This window comes from Fictibacillus phosphorivorans (assembly GCF_001619875.1).
Taxonomy (GTDB): Bacteria; Bacillota; Bacilli; order Bacillales; family Fictibacillaceae; genus Fictibacillus; species Fictibacillus phosphorivorans_B.
Window position 1 is genome coordinate 233,141 of sequence record NZ_LRFC01000023.1, and the last position, 18,199, is coordinate 251,339.

At 37.3% G+C, this 18,199-nt stretch carries 23 protein-coding genes, 2 tRNA genes and 1 pseudogene; 14 read left to right on the top strand and 12 right to left on the bottom strand.

The features are described 5' to 3' along the window. Nucleotides 1–18 precede the first annotated feature (18 nt). Both AWM68_RS10655 and AWM68_RS21430 read right to left on the bottom strand, forming a co-directional pair. Nucleotides 19–483: a DUF2621 domain-containing protein gene (locus AWM68_RS10655; protein ID WP_066241089.1), complete on the bottom strand. Its 465-nt coding sequence runs from the start codon at nucleotides 481–483 to the stop codon at nucleotides 19–21. After that, nucleotides 472–567 (bottom strand) — tRNA-OTHER (locus AWM68_RS21430). The genes AWM68_RS10655 and AWM68_RS21430 overlap by 12 nt, the downstream gene beginning before the upstream one ends. 266 nt (nucleotides 568–833) lie before the next feature. Here AWM68_RS21430 and AWM68_RS21435 point away from each other — a divergent pair. The 3 genes from AWM68_RS21435 (at nucleotide 834) to AWM68_RS10665 (ending at nucleotide 1,773) form a co-directional block, all read left to right on the top strand. Next, nucleotides 834–1,010, top strand: a complete 177-nt coding sequence (locus AWM68_RS21435) for a hypothetical protein (protein WP_156488380.1) — start codon at nucleotides 834–836, stop codon at nucleotides 1,008–1,010. Then, nucleotides 955–1,179, top strand: coding sequence for a hypothetical protein (locus tag AWM68_RS10660; RefSeq protein WP_156488381.1), 225 nt, complete (start codon nucleotides 955–957; stop codon nucleotides 1,177–1,179). The genes AWM68_RS21435 and AWM68_RS10660 overlap by 56 nt, the downstream gene beginning before the upstream one ends. A 267-nt stretch (nucleotides 1,180–1,446) precedes the next feature. Beyond that, nucleotides 1,447–1,773 carry a hypothetical protein gene (locus AWM68_RS10665; protein ID WP_156488382.1) on the top strand — a complete coding sequence of 109 codons (327 nt, stop codon included), beginning with the start codon at nucleotides 1,447–1,449 and terminating at the stop codon, nucleotides 1,771–1,773. A gap of 34 nt (nucleotides 1,774–1,807) precedes the next feature. Here the strand turns inward: AWM68_RS10665 and AWM68_RS10670 are convergent, their stop codons facing one another. Genes AWM68_RS10670 through AWM68_RS10680 form a run of 3 tightly spaced genes read right to left on the bottom strand, consistent with a single transcriptional unit; the run spans nucleotide 1,808 to nucleotide 3,563 of the window. After that, a complete protein-coding gene (locus tag AWM68_RS10670) occupies nucleotides 1,808–2,965 on the bottom strand; it encodes a PD-(D/E)XK nuclease family protein (RefSeq protein ID WP_066241099.1) in 1,158 nt (385 codons plus the stop codon). Between the two features lie 14 nt (nucleotides 2,966–2,979). Continuing rightward, complete coding sequence (locus tag AWM68_RS10675) at nucleotides 2,980–3,195, bottom strand: helix-turn-helix domain-containing protein (protein WP_066241101.1); 216 nt, start codon at nucleotides 3,193–3,195, stop codon at nucleotides 2,980–2,982. An 11-nt stretch (nucleotides 3,196–3,206) separates the two neighbouring features. Then, nucleotides 3,207–3,563, bottom strand: a complete 357-nt coding sequence (locus AWM68_RS10680) for a hypothetical protein (RefSeq protein ID WP_066241104.1) — start codon at nucleotides 3,561–3,563, stop codon at nucleotides 3,207–3,209. Between the two features lie 650 nt (nucleotides 3,564–4,213). Here AWM68_RS10680 and AWM68_RS21440 point away from each other — a divergent pair. Further along, the gene (locus AWM68_RS21440; RefSeq protein ID WP_156488383.1) at nucleotides 4,214–4,390 is read left to right on the top strand and encodes a hypothetical protein; all 177 of its coding nucleotides are present in this window, start codon (nucleotides 4,214–4,216) and stop codon (nucleotides 4,388–4,390) included. Between the two features lie 30 nt (nucleotides 4,391–4,420). Here the strand turns inward: AWM68_RS21440 and AWM68_RS10685 are convergent, their stop codons facing one another. Together AWM68_RS10685 and AWM68_RS10690 are read right to left on the bottom strand one after the other, a co-directional pair. After that, nucleotides 4,421–4,927 (bottom strand): DUF4652 domain-containing protein, encoded by a 507-nt coding sequence (locus AWM68_RS10685; protein ID WP_066241108.1) that lies wholly within the window; start codon nucleotides 4,925–4,927, stop codon nucleotides 4,421–4,423. Further along, complete coding sequence (locus AWM68_RS10690; RefSeq protein ID WP_066241109.1) at nucleotides 4,914–5,381, bottom strand: restriction endonuclease; 468 nt, start codon at nucleotides 5,379–5,381, stop codon at nucleotides 4,914–4,916. The genes AWM68_RS10685 and AWM68_RS10690 overlap by 14 nt, the downstream gene beginning before the upstream one ends. Nucleotides 5,382–5,549: 168 nt before the next feature. Between AWM68_RS10690 and AWM68_RS10695 the strand changes: the two are divergent. Both AWM68_RS10695 and AWM68_RS21895 read left to right on the top strand, forming a co-directional pair. After that, nucleotides 5,550–6,028: pseudogene (locus AWM68_RS10695) on the top strand (ATP-dependent DNA ligase); the annotation flags it as partial. A gap of 57 nt (nucleotides 6,029–6,085) precedes the next feature. After that, nucleotides 6,086–6,322: a hypothetical protein gene (locus tag AWM68_RS21895; RefSeq protein WP_231868428.1), complete on the top strand. Its 237-nt coding sequence runs from the start codon at nucleotides 6,086–6,088 to the stop codon at nucleotides 6,320–6,322. On the opposite strand, the gene AWM68_RS10705 is transcribed toward AWM68_RS21895, so the two are convergent. After that, entirely contained in the window at nucleotides 6,315–7,199 is an 885-nt protein-coding gene (locus AWM68_RS10705; RefSeq protein ID WP_066241118.1) for a hypothetical protein, read from the bottom strand. The two genes, AWM68_RS21895 and AWM68_RS10705, sit on opposite strands and share 8 nt — an antisense overlap. Before the next feature lie 156 nt (nucleotides 7,200–7,355). Here AWM68_RS10705 and AWM68_RS10710 point away from each other — a divergent pair, with 156 nt between their 5' ends. Further along, nucleotides 7,356–7,685: a YolD-like family protein gene (locus AWM68_RS10710; protein ID WP_066241122.1), complete on the top strand. Its 330-nt coding sequence runs from the start codon at nucleotides 7,356–7,358 to the stop codon at nucleotides 7,683–7,685. Nucleotides 7,686–7,714: 29 nt separating this feature from the next. Here AWM68_RS10710 and AWM68_RS10715 read toward each other — a convergent pair whose 3' ends face one another. Together AWM68_RS10715 and AWM68_RS21445 are read right to left on the bottom strand one after the other, a co-directional pair. Further along, nucleotides 7,715–8,695 carry a tyrosine-type recombinase/integrase gene (locus tag AWM68_RS10715; RefSeq protein ID WP_066241126.1) on the bottom strand — a complete coding sequence of 327 codons (981 nt, stop codon included), beginning with the start codon at nucleotides 8,693–8,695 and terminating at the stop codon, nucleotides 7,715–7,717. Between the two features lie 171 nt (nucleotides 8,696–8,866). Beyond that, nucleotides 8,867–8,963 (bottom strand) — tRNA-Sec (locus AWM68_RS21445). A 401-nt stretch (nucleotides 8,964–9,364) separates the two neighbouring features. Between AWM68_RS21445 and selB the strand changes: the two genes are divergently transcribed. From selB to phnC, 5 genes are read left to right on the top strand one after another with little or no spacing between them, the layout of a single operon-like run. Next, a complete protein-coding gene (selB, locus tag AWM68_RS10720) occupies nucleotides 9,365–11,254 on the top strand; it encodes a selenocysteine-specific translation elongation factor (RefSeq protein ID WP_066241129.1) in 1,890 nt (629 codons plus the stop codon). Between the two features lie 2 nt (nucleotides 11,255–11,256). Further along, nucleotides 11,257–12,267, top strand: coding sequence for a glycosyltransferase (locus AWM68_RS10725; protein ID WP_197468163.1), 1,011 nt, complete (start codon nucleotides 11,257–11,259; stop codon nucleotides 12,265–12,267). Between the two features lie 13 nt (nucleotides 12,268–12,280). Then, complete coding sequence (gene phnD / locus AWM68_RS10730) at nucleotides 12,281–13,174, top strand: phosphate/phosphite/phosphonate ABC transporter substrate-binding protein (protein ID WP_066241134.1); 894 nt, start codon at nucleotides 12,281–12,283, stop codon at nucleotides 13,172–13,174. 9 nt (nucleotides 13,175–13,183) lie between these two features. Next, the gene (phnE, locus tag AWM68_RS10735; RefSeq protein ID WP_066241137.1) at nucleotides 13,184–13,942 is read left to right on the top strand and encodes a phosphonate ABC transporter, permease protein PhnE; all 759 of its coding nucleotides are present in this window, start codon (nucleotides 13,184–13,186) and stop codon (nucleotides 13,940–13,942) included. 8 nt (nucleotides 13,943–13,950) lie between these two features. Then, nucleotides 13,951–14,688, top strand: coding sequence for a phosphonate ABC transporter ATP-binding protein (gene phnC / locus AWM68_RS10740; RefSeq protein ID WP_066241140.1), 738 nt, complete (start codon nucleotides 13,951–13,953; stop codon nucleotides 14,686–14,688). Between the two features lie 126 nt (nucleotides 14,689–14,814). On the opposite strand, the gene selD is transcribed toward phnC, so the two are convergent. Beyond that, nucleotides 14,815–15,870: a selenide, water dikinase SelD gene (selD, locus tag AWM68_RS10745; RefSeq protein WP_082820673.1), complete on the bottom strand. Its 1,056-nt coding sequence runs from the start codon at nucleotides 15,868–15,870 to the stop codon at nucleotides 14,815–14,817. Between the two features lie 93 nt (nucleotides 15,871–15,963). Here selD and AWM68_RS22020 point away from each other — a divergent pair, with 93 nt between their 5' ends. Together AWM68_RS22020 and selA are read left to right on the top strand one after the other, a co-directional pair. After that, entirely contained in the window at nucleotides 15,964–16,200 is a 237-nt protein-coding gene (locus AWM68_RS22020; RefSeq protein ID WP_419865584.1) for an Rdx family protein, read from the top strand. A gap of 57 nt (nucleotides 16,201–16,257) precedes the next feature. Further along, nucleotides 16,258–17,637 carry an L-seryl-tRNA(Sec) selenium transferase gene (gene selA, locus AWM68_RS10750; RefSeq protein WP_066241146.1) on the top strand — a complete coding sequence of 460 codons (1,380 nt, stop codon included), beginning with the start codon at nucleotides 16,258–16,260 and terminating at the stop codon, nucleotides 17,635–17,637. A gap of 402 nt (nucleotides 17,638–18,039) precedes the next feature. Here the strand turns inward: selA and AWM68_RS10755 are convergent, their stop codons facing one another. Next, entirely contained in the window at nucleotides 18,040–18,180 is a 141-nt protein-coding gene (locus AWM68_RS10755) for a small acid-soluble spore protein P (RefSeq protein ID WP_066241149.1), read from the bottom strand. Between the last annotated feature and the right edge of the window lie 19 nt (nucleotides 18,181–18,199).

Genomic DNA, 18,199 nt, shown 5'->3' on the forward strand with positions numbered 1-18,199 from the left:
AACAGATTCAGGGGTTCTTTATGCGAGCAATGCTTGATAAGGCTCGATATCGATATTCTTCTTCTTTAACGTCTTAATCAGCCACTTATGATCCCGTTTTGGGGTCGCGATAATATATCCTCGAATAATCAAATCCTGCGACATTGTACTTGCATTTTCTTCTAATGCTAATTCTCCGATCTTACCAGCAATCTTTTCTTTTGCCACATCACGGAATAATTCAGGAACAGGAGCAACGAGTTCATTTAAAAGTTTCTTTTGATCTTCATTCCATAAATGAATGGTTTGATTAATATAATGTTCCTGCCAATCTAAAATTGACTTTCCATCTTCTTTTGGGAGACGTTTTAAAAATTTGCGGAACATAAAATATCCACCAATTGCAAACATAGTGAATAAAAAAATGGACCATAGCACAATAAAAGTGATGAACCATCCAGACAATGCGTTCACCTCGTATGTATAATTTTTTGGCGGGACCATGTGGGAATCGAACCCACCGGAGACGGCACGCGCCTCCCAAGAGGTTTTGAAGTTCGCGTTGTACCAATTCCGTTAAATCATCCCGATAAATCAACGAATAATCACGCTGACCACTAGTTATTACGCTATAAGTCACGAGGACTTGTACGTAACCCACACAGTCTATTATGCGACAAATCATTCGTTAAATCAACGTATTTAAACTTTGAAAAATAAATATAGAAAAAATTGTAGAAAAATAATCGACGTACCCTTAATGGCGTTTTTTTTTCGTTATGAATTTCGTCAGATATCGTGTAGACAACGAATTTTTCGTTTGTACGAACCTCTTTTTAAGGAGGTGTTTACGAATGGAAAAACGGAAGCTTCCGTCTAAACAAGCGATGGATAACTTCGCAAGGACTTTAGCTCCTTACATGGCGGAAATATTAGCACAAGAAAAACGAGAGGGACAATACAAAGGAGATCATAATGGAACGGAAATTGACACCAAAAGAAAAACGTTACTTAAAAAAAGAAGAAGCTAAATGGGATTATTTAATCGAAGAGTTACAATCTGGAAGGTTGCGTTTTGGCGGATGGCCATCAAAAGCTGGTAGACATTATGTATCACCTGACGCCGCTGCTGAAGCATTTACGATATTCAAAAACGCAATATTACGAATCAAAAAAGAAGAGATAATAAACGGAAAATAAAACGAGCGCCTTCGGAAATGAGGGCGCTTTTTTACGTTGTTTTATTTATTTTGATGCTAACCATTCGAGTATTACGGCCAAGCCTCCGCCAGTTAATAATCCAATTACTATATGCATGTACGTCACTCCTTTTAGTTGAGTAACGTTAGTATGTCCAGTTTAAAAAATAAAATAACGGGGACACGCAATAACGGTATCTCTGCAGCATACACTTTTAGTGAAGCGAGTTCACAAAAAAAGAGTGTATTGCGGAAGGGAGACGACAAGATGCAGGCAACGTCGAGTCCAGCTGAAATCCTTGCGAATAAACTTTATACGATCGCGGATAAAGTCCGTAAAGCTGAAACGGTTTATTACGTAGCAGTTCACGAACTAAACACGCTTAAACTCGATATCGAAATGCGGGAAGTTGATTTATTTAAATCCGGAAAGGTAGACGGTAAGAACGAGCTTACTCGTAAGGTTTCGATACTCCCGGAAACCGAAATGCTTTTACGTAAGAAACTCGATCTGGAAGCAAAGGTACATCGGTTGAAGTCTGATTACTGGCATCTGAAGGCGGTACAAGAAAATTACAGACATATAGCGAATTAAATACGTCATTAAAAAGACCGTGCATACGCACGGTTTAATTACTATTAATCGCCTTTAAGATATCAGATTCATTATCAAGAATATATTTAAAATAATGGGTAAATACATTTATTAGCTGTTCGTTCCCACATTCATTTAATTTTACTGACCGATAAAAGAATGTTTGTGAGTAAGTATTAAATTGCTTATTATTTTTGCCTGGCAAAGGGTATTCTTCTTTAAAAGCAATGTTCTCAGTTACTATCTTTGAGAAATTAAACCATAATTTTTCTTTATATAGCCGGTTGGCGATACCCAAAGAAATACTGGTATCACTTTCAATAAACAATCTAAAATGCATGCCTTGTACTTGGATTCCCAAAATAACCGGATTATTATTTTTCTCTGTAATTACATATTTTATCTCACTAATCCCTGTTCCGTTAGTAAAACCTGAATCAACAAAAATGTCCCTTTTGTTAGCTAAATGCCACTTTTTTGCTGCAACAAAACTAACATGAGGAAGTTCTTTTTGTATATTATTTGCAATTTCACCCGATAAGTGATTATGCCTTTGTTTAAGAAAAAAGTCATGTAACCTTATTTCTTTAAGTTCATTAATAATAATATTATTTTCATTATAATAATTGTACACATCATTGTTAATTTTAGTAGCTATTTGGTCTAAAGAAATAGCTAATTGAATGTAATCTTCAATAATATTTCCATCATAAGAACTCTTTACTTTAATTAACGGAACTATTTCAGATAAAAGTGTAGCTAATTCATTGTAATTTATGTAACTCCACTCTCGACCAAATTCGGTTATAGATATTCTATTATTAACTGCAAAGCTTGGTCTTGATAGACTTAAGAGTAAGTAAAAATCAGATAAATCAACTGACGTGTATCTTAACAATTGGTTATATGTTGGAATACTTTTAACCTTATTTTCTATGATTAACCTCGATGTTTTATTATTGAAGTCTTTAAAATACACTGTTAAATCTTTATTTGCTTCTTCTCGAGTAACTTTATAAATCTTTAATCTACCAGGATCGTGACCTAAGAAAGAAGATAGTATTAGTGAGCTTTCATCTTTGTATTTTGAAAAAACCCAAAATAAAAAGTTACTATGAAACAACTCCTTCGAAGACAATGATAGCTGGAATATAGGGGAATTCTTTAAATTACTTAATGATAAAGTTTTCAACTTACACCTCAAAATTATTCATTATTAATTAAAAAAAGTTCACGCGGATCATCAATTTCAAAAGCATCAGTAATCTTTTGTAATGTACGTAAATCAACCTGAACTCTGACTCCTCTAACTAATTCAGAAACGGTTTGAGGGCGTAGATTAGCTTTTGCTGCGAATTCTTTTTGGTTTAGTCCTCTTGATTTCATTAGCTCATCAATTCTTAATCGGATTACCCTCGCCATTCTTACCACTCCTAAATCGTTTTTAGAAAATCCCTAATATCAATAGCATGACGTATTAGAATATAACCTGCTGAAGCGCTTATAACGTATTCAATCGCTTTTGAACGATGCCCAAGGATCCAAAGACCACCTGCAAAAGATAACGTACCGGCGCACATCCAGTCTGCTAGGTTAAGCATTACGTCGTAAATTCTAACGAAAGCATCTTCGGAACCAGCAGCGTAACCAATCGTTGGTATTAATAATACGTTCAGAGAAACGGTTAGCACAAACGGTTTAAGATACGATGTTTTCTGTTGTTCCTGAGTTATCTTACTGCTTATAAATTCGCGAAAATCAATCACCTCTAATTTATTTCGATTCCACATCGTAATTTCCTCCTTATAACGGTATATATAAATAACGTTATGTCGTTATTAGCTTGTGTTATTCTAGGCAAAATAAAAAACAAAACGCCCTCAATTCGAGAGCGTTTATTTTTTATCAGGGATAAATTTAACTACTTCTTCTATATGGTATTGCGCTCACGTTTCGTATAAATTCGGATTCTCACCGACTAAATGGATTGGACACGAGAAACTCGATCCTGCCCGTAAATCTGACCCGACGAATGCGTTAAAAAGATACGGAAAAACTTACGTAGGATTACTCGCTGATATCGTAAAAGAATACGAAGAATGTACGAAACCAATCGAGCAACCGAAACCTGTCGCTGAAGCAGTGAAACTTAAAACGTCTGAGGACGAGTTTATTGGAACGGTATTAAATTAGCGAAAGGTCAAATCGGTCGGTTGTACGTACTGTAGCCGATTAACCTATGGAACCCTGACCGGAAAACGCATCGTATTTTACAGCCTGGCGAAGTTATTCGTGTTTATGGTGAAGGTGATCGTAACAATTACCGATACCAAGTAGGCGCAGGTTATACGGTTTCTCAAGTTGATGGCTGTGTTAGATACGAAAAGGCTGACGATGACCTTATCGAAGCTAACCGAACATTTTACGGAGGTGCTAAGTAATGTACGGGATTAAATTCGAATACGTATTCGCTGTGGCGCTATTGGCCGTATTAACCGGAGCGCTCGTTTTATTTCGTGAGAACTCCGAACTCGTTAACTTAATTATCGGTTCTCTAGTCGGAGGGTTTGGCGCAATTACAGCGTATTTTTTCACTAAGTACAATCACAATAAATAATAAATAAAAAGCCCTTCTAAAAAGAGGGGCTTAAATATATAAATTTATTGTTATAATTTCTTGATATAATTCAAATTTATTGTAATCTACATCAACATACTCAATACCTTCTAGACTTAGAGTCTCCCCATCTTCTAACAATTTCATTTTTGTAATTTGTACGGAATCAGGATAGTTAGTAATATTGTTAAGTAGGCTTGTCTCAATGTCATATAAGTATACGTTCCCACCAACTTGAACAGTACCATGACCAAAACCAATTATAATTGCGAGAGTACGATCATCAACCCAAATTACCTGTTTAGGGATATTTTGATGCTCATCAGGTTTTATTAATTCTTTCTTTTCTCCACTTTTTAAATTAAATATAAATAAACTGCCGAGGCACTCCCATTCCAAAGGTGAGATAAATGCAGCAATAGATTTATCTGGAGAGAAGACTGGTTTAGATGGAGAATCCGATTCCAATACCCGTTCAATTTCACCTTCTTTTACATATATTGTTTGCTCATCATTGTCGAATCTAATTTCCAACAAAACTATCACTCCCTTCGAGTAATGTTCCTTCTCTAAGAATATTTAGTGATTCGGGATATGTATGTATAATCTCTTCTAAATTAGCACGTGGCATCATTATAAGCTTAAAGTTGTAGTTTACTTGAATCTTTTTTAAGAAGTCAATAACGGATGCAGTTGGATCCAAAGGTATAACTAAAACCCAAAAATCGGGATGATGTTGTGCAGCAGTGTTAATTTCATTTATAATTTGGGTAGTAGTAGGCATCCTTTTCCATCTCTTGCATTGAAAAATCCATTTTCTCATGTAACCTACGCTAAATGGTAATTGTTCAAATGTATCCGCAACAACATCCCGTCCTCCATCTCCTCCACCACGACCTAACCAGTCTCTATTAATATATCCTGCTTTCCCTAATGCGTAGTGTATAAAATGTTCAAAATAACGTGCATTTACTTTGTCCCATTCTATCATTTGAAATAACTCCTATTAATTTTTTATTTACTTATTATTATAAGTGTTACGTGAAAAATGAAAAAGATAAAAGTTTCCATCGATTCCCTGTACCGTCATGCTTTTCATAAACCCATCGCTTTGATACGTTATAAGGCGGAGGTGTGTAAATTGACGTTCGTAAGTCCGATGTTACTAGGTCGCGTTGACCATCCGTTTAATGACGAAAACTACATAGCCGAATTAAAACTCGATGGCATCCGTGGACTGTACTCGTCATTAGGCGATCGACCGCGATTGTTTACACGTCATCAGAACGACATCACCGCAAAATATTCCGAGTTAGTTACGCTAGATTTACCGCCTGGTATCGTATTAGACGGGGAGCTAGTCGTGTGTGATGACGAAGGTAAACCCGACTTCGAAGCGTGTATGCAACGTTTCAGCTCACGTAGGTCTACACGTTTAAAACATACGTCGTTTTGTGTATTTGACGTTTTGTATTACGATCACCAGTCGGTTATAAAACTACCAATAACAGAACGCAAGGCATTACTCGAAGCCCTTTCGAAGACTCCGAATTCATTTCGAAGGTCCGCTTAATTGACGGTGAACACGCCGGCCAACTTTACGATTTATGCTGCGCTAAAGAACTCGAAGGTATTGTGCTTAAACGTAAAGACTCACGTTACTATACAGGTAAGCGTAGTGATGATTGGCTCAAAGTGATTAACTACTCGTACGCTGACGTATGGGTAACCGGTTTAACCGATGACCGTAAGTGGTTACTTGCGTTTTCTGACGGGAAACCTGCCGGTACGTGCGAGTTTGCTCCGCCATTGGCGAGAAAGACAGTTTATCGCCGGTTAGAGTCCGGGCAGTTCGTTAAAGTTCGAGTGAAGTACCGTAATCTAACGAAGGCCAGTTATTTACGTACGCCAGCTTTTGATTGCTTTATATAATTTCAGGGAAAACGTTTTTTTGTACTTCACTTCCAAAAGGGTAGTATAAAAAATGACCATTTTCATCATAACCATGAGCCACGCAATTACATTTAATTCCTTGGTTCACTAATTCACATATTATTACACCTTGGAGTTGCAAGAGTTCACGTCCTAGCTCTGGGCGAAAACAAGCATTAACCGAGCCCTTATAGGCTACAGATGGATAACACCAAGCGTCTTGTACAACACCCGGTGGTAAATCAAAATAATACTTAGCAATTAGTTCAGATACACGGTATAAATATTCCTTTTTATCTTCTGCCTCGCGACAAAACTCATCTCTTAAGAAATCCATGATTAATTTCAATTTCATATTTTCCTCAAAATTCAAGTTGATATTATGTTCGAACAAACCAATCATGTTTACATTAATATCTTTTTTTGCTTCGTATACGATCAGAGAAAAATTATCTTTTTCCCCTATCCTTGCTTCTTTTATCGCTATATTAGGGTCTCCTGCAGCCACATAAAGTAATGATTCTGCTTTTTTGTTAAGTCTTCCTCTAGTTTTAACTGCATTATTAGGCGGATTCCAAGCATCTTGTTCAATTTTCATACCCTTTAGTGGTATATAATGATCTTCCGGGTCTATTTTTCTTACCCTGAAAAATCTTGTTCCCTTGTTGTAAGTTTTTATAATTACCGGAAGTTTAAGTTCCATCCCATTAGGTGTTTTAAATGTCAAAACTTTATTTATGGCATTCATCAGTTGTAAATCAGTCGAATTTTTTATGTTTGATTTTCTAAATAGCTGTACTTTATTTTTAAATTCTTCTATATTTACAAACTTCAAAAATAACTTAATTGGGAGTTCGTTTAAAAACAAAGTCTCCATAATTAATTCATCACTCCTTCGAAATCTGAACTAAGATAACATTTTCTAAATTATCCCTTTTCAATAATACTGTATAAAAACAAAATAAGGAATAAAAATTCTAGTTTAGAAGAACAAATGTTCGTATATATTATAAATAAAAGGAGAGTGATAGAAATGATTCGAGATCGAGGAAACAAAAAATGGACTGCGATGATGTTACCGGAGCATGTAAAGGCATTAAGAGAGTTTGGAAATACACATGTCTTAATTGAAAAGCCAGTATTAGATGTTGACAAAATTGAAGAAATTAATCAACTACTCTGTATGGCAGTGGAGTACAATAAGCCACTAGGATTTACATATTATAATTACGGTAAACTTATAAAAGTTATAGGTAACATTCATTACATAAAAGAGTTAAACAAAGAAATACGAATCATCGATAGGGGAGGGGAGGTAGTAAAAATAAAACTAGGAGATGTAGTTGATGTTTATGAATGTTAAATAGGGGAGGGGCAGTTAGCCCCAATCCTTTACTTAGTTTTTAAAACGGACTTTAACGGAGTGTAACTATTGTGCTGTCTTTTTATGTCTGTACTACTCATTTGAATGTATCTTTTAACCATAGACATATCTGTATGTCCTAATATCTTCTGCAAGCTAAATGGATCACCGCCATTCATAATGTAGAATAAAGCGCCGGTATGTCGGAATGTGTGCTGTGAAACGCGTTTATTGTGAATATTTGCTTTTTCTGCAAGATCCAGAAGTCTTTTACGCCAAGTATTTGAAGCAATTTGTTTTCCGTCATATGTCAGGAATAAAAGGTCTTCATTAAAGTCTTCAGTTTCTTGAATATATTGTCTTAGTAGCTTGATAGTATATGCACTTATAGGGACATCTCGAGAACGTTTGGTTTTCGTTTGGCCAGCCTCTAATCTAATGAGCCCGTTTTTTAGGTCAACATTTTCACGTTTCATGTTCAATAGTTCTGAAGCTCGTACTAATGTATCAAGCATCACATATATCATGGCGCGATCCCTAAAACCTACATATAATGTATCGTCTATTACGTTTAATAATCGCTTAACCTCAGAAGGTGTAAATGCCTCGATTTGCTCCTGATCGGTTTTCATTGGCTTAAACTTTTCATGAATCGGTGTGTCTAATAAACCTTCATTATAAGAATGACGTAAAAATGCCCGTAAAGTTCGAATTCTTAAGTTAACAGTAACTGGTGTCACACCTAAGTCGTTTAGCATGTAACTAATGTAACCTCGAAAAAGTTCTACAGTCATTTCGCTCCTGGATACGTCAGTTTGAGCGTATTCCATAAACCACCGAAAATGTGTGTAATAATCGTCTAATGTAAACTTCGATAATCCTTCCGTTTGCTTAAACGCCATAAACGATTCAAACATCTCGATCATGCTCATTTCTTCTCTAGTTGCAACGTACCTTTGCGGGGCCTTACGCAGCCCTTTTCGTTTTGTCTTCGATAAATATGACGGCATTAAAAAAACCTCCTACGTATTTAATAGGAGGATTACGCACAAGTTTACGCAAATAGGTCGCACGAGGACCTGGCGTCACACTTCGAAATAACCTAGTGGTATGTACCGATTACATCCCGTTATAAATCAACGTATAAATCATCGGTAAATCGGCGTCATATCAACGTAATTTGGCGGGACCATGTGGGAATCGAACCCACCGGAGACGGCACGCGCCTCCCAAGAGGTTTTGAAGACCTAGGCAAGCACCAGCTACACAACTGGCCCCAAATAAAGTTATTGCTCGCTATTGCATTATACATGATTTTATACCACTTGGACAAGACTAGAGACTTCATAGATGGATAGGGGAGGGGAAAAATGTCGAATAACGCCTGAGATCCACTGGTACAACAGGTTTAGGGACTATAACAGTTGTTTAAGTATAACAGGCAAATTAACACACTATAACAGTTTGGGCTGTGGACAAGTGTGGATAACCTGTTCTGTGGATAACCTGTGGGTATACACGGTTGAATAAATATACATTCATGTATGGATATCCGGGAAATAATCGCATTGGACAAAGGAAGCTGTAGCAATATGCTGAAAAATGCATTATTCTTGTCTTTTCCTGTTGCATTTCATAAAGTGTAAAGAAGTATGTACGTATAGGTGGTGGTAAAATAGATGACAGTTAAACATTATACAATCGGTATGGCGGGTCATATCGATCACGGTAAAACAACGCTTACAAAAGCTTTAAGTGGAGTCGACACAGATACACTTAAAGAAGAAAAAGAACGTAAGATTACCATTGAGCCAGGTTTTGCTCCATTTCCATTAACGGATGAAATACATACCTCTATCGTTGATGTCCCTGGTCATGAAAAGTTTATTCGTCAAATGATTGCTGGGGTTTCTGGAATTGATCTCGTTCTTCTTGTGATTGCTGCAGATGAAGGAGTTATGCCGCAAACCCGTGAACATTTTGAAATTCTTTCGTACTTAGGAATAAAAAAAGGTGTTATCGTTGTAACAAAATCAAATCTGATAGACGATGAAATGAAACTACTCGTTGAAGAAGATATTGCAGAACTAACGAAGTCAACCGTATTTGCAGCCTTCCCCGTTCATTTTGTAGATAGCCTCTCTATGTCTGGAATAGATAGTCTAAAAAACGAAATCGGCCATCTATTAAAAGGGACCCAATCGAGATCTTCACACGGACCGTTCCGAATGCCGATCGATCACATTTTCACTGTAAAGGGACAAGGAACTGTAGTTCGAGGAACGGTATACGAAGGCGAAGTTTCTGAGGGTGATGAACTGATCATAGAACCTGGAAACGACAAGGTTAAAATCCGTAAACTGCAAGTACATAAACAAGATGTGAGGTCTGCAAAAGCTGGCCAGCGTGCAGCTCTTAATCTTTCAGGAGGTTCCAAGACAGATTGGAAAAGGGGGCATGTTTTATTAACACCTCATGTCTTTTCTACAACTGATACAATTGATATTGTGCTAGCAACAGGTAATAGTTGGGACGGAAAAATAAAACAGAGAGCTCCTGTTAAGTTCTACACCGGAACATCTGAGGTGATGGGGAAACTCGTTCTATTTGATCGGAACGAACTTGAAAACAATACAGAACAAATTTTTTGCCAAGTTAGATTAGAACAAGAAATTGTAACGAAACGAGGTGACAAGTACATTATAAGGCGCCCTTCACCAGAGGAAACAATCGGAGGCGGGGAAGTTATCGATCCGAACGGTTCAATTTATAAATTTGGTTCGAATACGGTTGAACTTTTAAAGAGTAAACATGATGGGACTCCACAAGAGAGAGTACTTCAATCACTCGAAGTAGAAGGATCGTTGACGCACAAAGACTTAAAGAAACTTACAGGATTTGAAGATCAAACGCTTAACGATGCCATCCTTCAACTTATGGAGAATCATTCTCTTCGTGAAATACAAGGATTCTATATTGCGACTATAACTCTTCAAAGAGTCCAGTCTGTTCTAATCAATAGACTTCAAGCCTTTCATGAAGATTATCCCCTACGTCAAGGAATTCCTAAGGCAGAAGTTGTTCAATCTTTAAAAGGAGACCTACAACAAAAAGTAATTAATGGTCTAATTGAACAATGGGTTGAATCTTCCCTTATTTCTTTAACTGATCAATTTGTTCATTTGTCAGATTTCAAGCCGGAATTTCCAAAGAAATGGTCAAAGAGAATGACACAAGTTTTAACGCACTTAGAGGAATTAAAGCTCGAGCCTGATGATCTTTTGTCATTATTTAAAAATCAACAGTTACCAGAAGAACTTTATAATGATTTTAAATATTACTTAATCAAAACGAATAAAGTCGTCATTCTTTTTGACGAAGTTTGTTTAACTAAATCTGCGTTTGATTCTGCAGTGGAACAGTTAAGAAGCAAGACGAATGAAAGTTTCTCTGTACAAGAAGCAAAAGCAGCACTAGATACATCAAGGAAATACTTAATTCCAATTTTGGAATGCATGGATGCACTTGGATATACTAAAAGAGATTCAAATGTAAGGAAATGGGTGTAATTTTGAAAAAAACGAACTTAAACGTACTGTTCTTCACACCTTTTTATTACCAAAATCGAGGCAATGCCACTACAGCAAGACGAATAGAAAAGGGCCTTTCTCGTGAAGTTGAGATAAATATCTTTCCATACGAAGAGAAGGTTTACGATTCATCTGTTAAAGAGAGAATGGAGAAAGCCGATATTTTTCACATTCTTCATTTTGCTCGATTTGTTAAGTGGGCGGAGAAAAATCAAGTGAAATTGGACAAGCCGTATATTGTAACATCTGGAGGTACAGATATAAATCATTCTTTGATAGAAGATGAAGAAAGGTATCTACCACTATTAAAAAAGGCAAAAGCAGTTACCGTCTTCACTAAAGATGCCAAAGAGATGCTTATAAATCAGTATCGTTTAAGTGATGAGGTGGTTCATGTTATACCACAGAGTGTGTATCTGCCTGCACATGATCGTTCTAGACAACCGCTCCCATTACCTATGGGAACACCAAAACTGTTATTGCCTGCAGGACTTAGACCCGTTAAAGATGTTTTATATGCACTAAGAAGCATTTTAATGTTAAAGACAAATTTTCCTGAGATTACACTTTTAATTGTTGGGGCAAATTTAGATCATCATGTTTATTCCCAAGTACAAGATGCTGTAAAAAAGTATAATTGGCTGCATTATCTTCCTGAAATAGAGTTATCTCGTATGAGGGAACTTTATGAATGGACAGATCTGGTAATAAATACCTCATTCACAGAAGGTCAGTCTACTTCGCTATTAGAAGCAATGAGTCTTCGTAAACCTGTAATTGCCAGGATAAACATCGGGAACTGCAGCATCATTCGTCATAATGAAAACGGGATGCTTTTTCAAGATCATGAAGAGTTATATCATTCTGTGAAAAAAGTATTGTCAGACAAAAAAATTTATAATCATCTTTGTGAAACCGGGTATCAAACGATTCTGGAGAACCACACGATTGAAACAGAAGTAGAATCATACTTAAATTTGTACACGAAATAAAGGAGTGGATAAAATGAAAAAGCTAGGCTTGTTATTGATCGCACTTATCTTGGTCCTTTCAGCTTGCGGAACGAAGAAAGAGGATACAAAAGATAATGAAGGAAATAAAAATGATGTGTTTACCATCGGAGTTATACCAGCCCAAACAGAAGGTGAGATGAAAGGGGCACTCGATAAACTTCAGGATCTTCTAAGTGAGAAAATGAACCGAGAAGTGAAGATCACATCGTATCCAGACTACAATGGTGTAGTTGAGGCGATGAATTACGATAAGATTGATATGGCTTACTTTGGTCCGCTTACATATGTTGTGGCACATGAAGAGAGCGGTGCTAAGGCGATTGTCACCCAGTTGATTAAAGGGGAACCGTTCTATTACTCTTACTTGATCACACATAAAGACAGTCCATATGAAAGTATTGATGACATGATCTCTGATGTAAAAAATGTTAAGTTTGCTTTTGGTGATCCATCATCGACTTCAGGTTCATTAATTCCAAGTATTAAATTAAAAGATGAAGGCGTTTATAAGAGTGAATCAGAAAACGATTTTAATAACGTAAGATTTACAGGTTCACATGATGCGACAGCACTTGCGGTGCAGAATAAGCAAGTTGACGTTGGAGCAATCGACAGCGCCATTTATGACAAACTGGTTGAAGAAGGGGCTATAGACGGGGAGCAGTTTAAAGTGATCTGGAAATCCGAGAAGCTTTTCCAATATCCTTGGGCGGTTTCAAAAAGTACAGATTCAGAAACAATGAAACAGCTGCAAGATATCTTTCTGGAGATAAAAGATAAAGAAATTCTGGGTGCATTTGGAGCAACAGGTTTTACAAAAGCGGATAATAAAGATTACGAGAGTATCCGAAAGGCTGCTATTAAAGAAGGTACGATCAAAGAATAGAGGGGAACAATGGTTTGGTTTAAGAGGAGCCAATTTTTTGTATTTTTGTGCTTGATTGTCGTAATTGGTATGTGCATGAGAATAACAGAATTTGATGTGTCAAAGTTTAAAGATTTTCAAAATATGGGTGACTTTCTGTCAAAATGGTTTCCGATGAACACGGAAAGCCTGCCATATTTGTTTCAAGAAAGTTTGTTGACGATTGCAATTGCTTTTTTGGGGAGTTTGTTTGGTTTAATCATTGGACTGCCGTTAAGTTTTTTAGCGGCTCGAAATACAAGTAATAACCGGTTGATGTATGGTGTAACCCGTTTCTTTTTGAGCTTTATGCGGTCTGTTCCGGAATTTGTGTTTGGCTTAATCCTATTAACGACATTAGGTCTAGGTCCTTTTCCAGCTGTAATTGCTATCGTGCTTCATAACATCGGCGTATTAGGCAAGCTGATTTCAGAGCTTATTGAAGCGGCAGATAAAGGACCAATGGAAGCTATGAGAGCTGTAGGTGCAAAGAAGTGGATCGGAAACTTATTTGCTATTCTTCCTCAAATATGGCCGAATGTTCTTTCACAATTCTTTTATCGATTTGAAGTCGCCATTCGAACTTCACTTATTTTAGGGCTGATCGGTGGCGGCGGAATTGGGCAGCAGTTGTTTATCCATTTTAAGACGTTTCAATATCAGCTTGTGTCTGTAGACGTTCTGCTTATTATGGTCATGGTTATCTTGGTAGATTATATCGGCGGAAAAATACGGGAAAAGGTTATTTAGGTGATATCATGATTGAATTTCAAAATGTTTCTGTTTTATATCCTGGTACAACAGAACCGGCTTTACAAGATGTGAATGTTACTTTTAAACGAGGGGAATTTGTTTGTGTTTTAGGAAAAAGCGGCGCAGGAAAATCAACATTTATACGGTGCATTAATGGGCTTCAGCCAGTTTCAGAAGGCAGCATTAAATGGGAAAATAAATCGTTAGCTGATATGTCAAACAAAGAAAATTTAGAAGTACGGCAGAAAACAGGAATGATCTTTCAGCATTTTAACTTAATTCCAAGAATGAGTGTTGTTCAAAACATTTTAACGGGTTTGTTCGGTTATAAAAAATCTTACGAAAATCTGATCGGACTTTTCAATTCTACTGAAAGGCAATATGCTTTGGAGGCCATACAGCAAGTGGAGCTTACAGTTGAACCGACAAGAAGAGTAGAAAACCTTAGTGGTGGCCAAAAACAAAGAGTAGCAATCGCAAGGGCACTCGTGCAAAATCCAAAAGTTTTCTTAGGAGATGAACCTGTAGCAAGCCTTGACCCAGGTACTGCAGAGAGAATTTTTCAACTTTTAAAGGAAACACACGTTAAACGGAACCTAGTCTCCATCATAAATGTTCATGATGTAGTTCTTGCTAAAAAATTCGCCACTAGAATTATAGCCCTAAAGAACGGAAAACTTGTTTTTGACGGGGTGCCAGAAAAGTTTGACGATCTAATGTATGCAGAGATTTATAATTATTAAGAACGCAGTTCGCAGCGGCGTGCCTCTCGATCTCAAAAGATAAATGGTCTGTAATGAGCAAAATGCACCTTCTTAGGTCATTAGAAAATCGTTTAAAAAAAACTCCGGAACCTGTCCGGAGTTTTTTTATTTCGCTATGATAGGTTTATCGGTTAAATCGGAAACTCGTCCTACGATGCATGCATCTTTATTTCCTTTAGACCGAAGTCTTTTTAAATATTCAGCTGCTTCGTCTTCAGAAAGGCTGACTAACAAACCACCGGATGTTACAGCATCACATAAAATCAATTGCTGCCATTCTTCAAGGTTTTCTCTATAGATAACATCATCCTGAATCCAGCGATGATTTGCCTTTGAACCTCCTGGAATGATTCCAGCTTGTGCGAGTTCATTTGTCCCGGAAAGCAATGGTACCGATTCAAAATCGATTTGAATGGAAATACCGCCAGTTCCTTTCGCCATTTCAGTAGCGTGACCAAGGAGGCCAAATCCTGTTACGTCTGTTACAGCATTAGGAGAGAGTCCATCAAGACATTCTGCAGCTGTTTTATTAAGGGCAGCCATCGTCTCGCTGACAAGCTCAATCTGCTTTTCTGAAAGTTTGTTATTTTTAATCGCTGTCGTTTGAATTCCGACACCGATTGGTTTTGTTAACACAAGCACATCACCAGGTCTTGCCCCAACATTCTTAAACACCTTTGAGGGATGAACAAGCCCTGTTACCGATAATCCAAACTTTGGCTCTGAATCATCGATTGAATGGCCGCCTACAAGAACAGCGCCTGATTCTTTTACCTTATCAGCCGCACCTTTTAAGATCTCAGCAAGAACATCGTGTCCAAGTGTCTTGATCGGAAAACCAACAATGTTCATTACCGTAGTCGGTCTTCCACCCATCGCATAGACATCACTTAGTGAATTTGCAGCTGCGATTTGTCCAAACATATATGGATCATCTACGATTGGAGTAAAGAAATCAACTGTCTGAATCATGGCTAGATCTTCTGTTAATTTATATACCCCTGCGTCATCTGAAGTATCAAGTCCAACTAAAAGGTTCGGGTCATATTCACGTTCTGGTAAATGACGCAAAACTTGCGCCAGGTCTTCTGGACCAATTTTGCAGCCTCAACCACCTTTTGATGAAAGGTGAGTAAGGCGCAGCTTATCTCGATTTGTCATCTGATTAAAACACCTCCACTATTAAGTATAAACATTTTTTTTGTTAAATGCCTAAGGATATACTAAAATAGTCTTAAAAAAGGAGGATGAATGATGAAGGTAAGTATTGAATTTTGCATGATGTGAAACTTTGCACCAAAAGCCGCGAGTCTCGCGGAAGACCTTTTTAACCATTTTCGAACGAATATCTCATCACTTGAATTGATTCCAAGTTCTGGCGGTGTTTTTGAAGTGTCTGTTAATGGCAACACTATTTATTCGAAAAAAGAAACCGGTGAATTTCCGGATCATGATTTAATCATTGAAGAGTTAGAAAAATTAAAGGCCTAAATTGAAGTAATCCTCCTTATAGGATCACCTTTTTAGCCCTTAAGGAGGAGCTTCACCTTGTCAAAAACAGATCTTTTAAGGCAGCTGCCTGCTGTTCATGAAGTTGTTAAAAATATCAGTTCTGAAGTGAGTGACAGACCCGAGAAAGAAATTACGCGTGCAGTTCAGGATGCGATCAAACTGTGGCGTAGAAATATTATTTCTGAACAATACGACATTGACTTGAAAGCTGATATTCAAGAACTTATAAAAAATGATGCAAAAAAAAATCTATATCATCCTACAAAACAGATTCGCTCCATTATTAATGCAAGCGGAATCGTGATACATACCAATCTTGGCCGATCTAGACTCAGTGATAAAAGTGTAGAGCGTATGTCAGAGACTGCACAGATGTATTCAAACTTAGAATACAATCTTGAAGAGGGAAAACGCGGATCACGGCATGATCTTACTGAAAACCTCATACAGCAAGTTACAGGAGCAGAAGCAGCAATGGTCGTTAATAATAATGCTGCAGCTGTTTATCTTGTATTGAAGGCACTAGCAAAAAACAAAGAAGTAGTGGTTTCAAGAGGAGAACTTGTTGAAATCGGGGGTTCATTTCGAGTTTCTTCTATAATGGAAGAAAGTGGTGCGATTTTGCGAGAAGTGGGAACCACAAACAAAACCCATTACTTTGATTACGAAAGAGCATTGTCAGAGCAAACGGGTATGATCATGAAAGTGCACACGAGTAATTTTAAAATTATAGGGTTTACAAAAGAAGTTTCTTCCATTGAGCTATTGAAATTAAAACAAAAAAATCAAGAACTCGTCATCTATGAAGACTTAGGTAGCGGTGCTCTCTTTCCATTCCAGTCTCACGGTATCGGAGACGAACCTTTAATTTCCTCTGTTATCTCTTCTGGTATTGATGTTGTTTCGTTTAGCGGCGATAAATTATTAGGCGGACCTCAAGCTGGAATTATTGCGGGTAAGAAAGAAATTATTGATAAACTAAAAAAACATCAGCTTGCAAGGGTTTTACGAGTTGATAAATTTACAATTGCCGCTTTAAATGAAACATTGAATGCATACTTGTACGGCGAACATATGACAATTCCGACAGTAAGGGATATTTTGAAAACATCTGAAGAACTAAAAGAGAAGGCGATGGAATTGATGATTAAGATTGGGAATCATCCATCATTAACGGTTAAAATCATAGAAGAGTATTCTCAAGTAGGTGGAGGTACGATGCCAGATGTAAAGCTGCCTACCTATTGTATTGGACTGACATATCCAAAAGGTGCCGAATATTTGGCGAAGGCTTTCCGTGAATATGAAACACCGATAATCGTTCGTATTAAAGACGAAGAAGTGCTTCTTGATCTCAGAACAGTTACAGAAGAAGAGACGCTAACGATTCTGCATGCCATTGATTCTATTCAATAATCAATGAAAAGGACTGACACAACAATATTGTGTTAGTCCTTTTCTTTTTGTTAACTATTTCGAACGGGATTTTTAAATTATTTTTAGCTATGGTTTTTACTAAGAAATTGGTGCTTTCAAACCTCATTTCTTCTATGCAGTTGAATGGAGTGAAGGTAACGTGCCTACCACATGAGAAGCTTCTAGTATGGCATGCAACGAGTAAGCTCACTGCGGTAGCATTTACTTGTAGACGCAGGAGCAAGGATACTTTCTTGGTGCGGGCAGGTGAGACACTTAAGAGTAAAACGAACGCATGTGACTCACCGCCTGCCCCGCGGAAATCGAAGCACCTGGAACGGAAATCAACCACTTCCAATAGCAACAATTTTTGCGAAAACATCCTTAGTATTTTACTTTTAATTAACGTCCTTCACCATGGTTTTGGCCAGTGTGATTTCTTTGTTTTACCTTTTTAGATCCACTCATCGGAGCAGGCTGACCAGGATTTTCACCTTTAGGAGCATTTTTCCTAATATCTTTGAATGTATTACGCTCACCCATAAAAACTCCTCCTTATTGA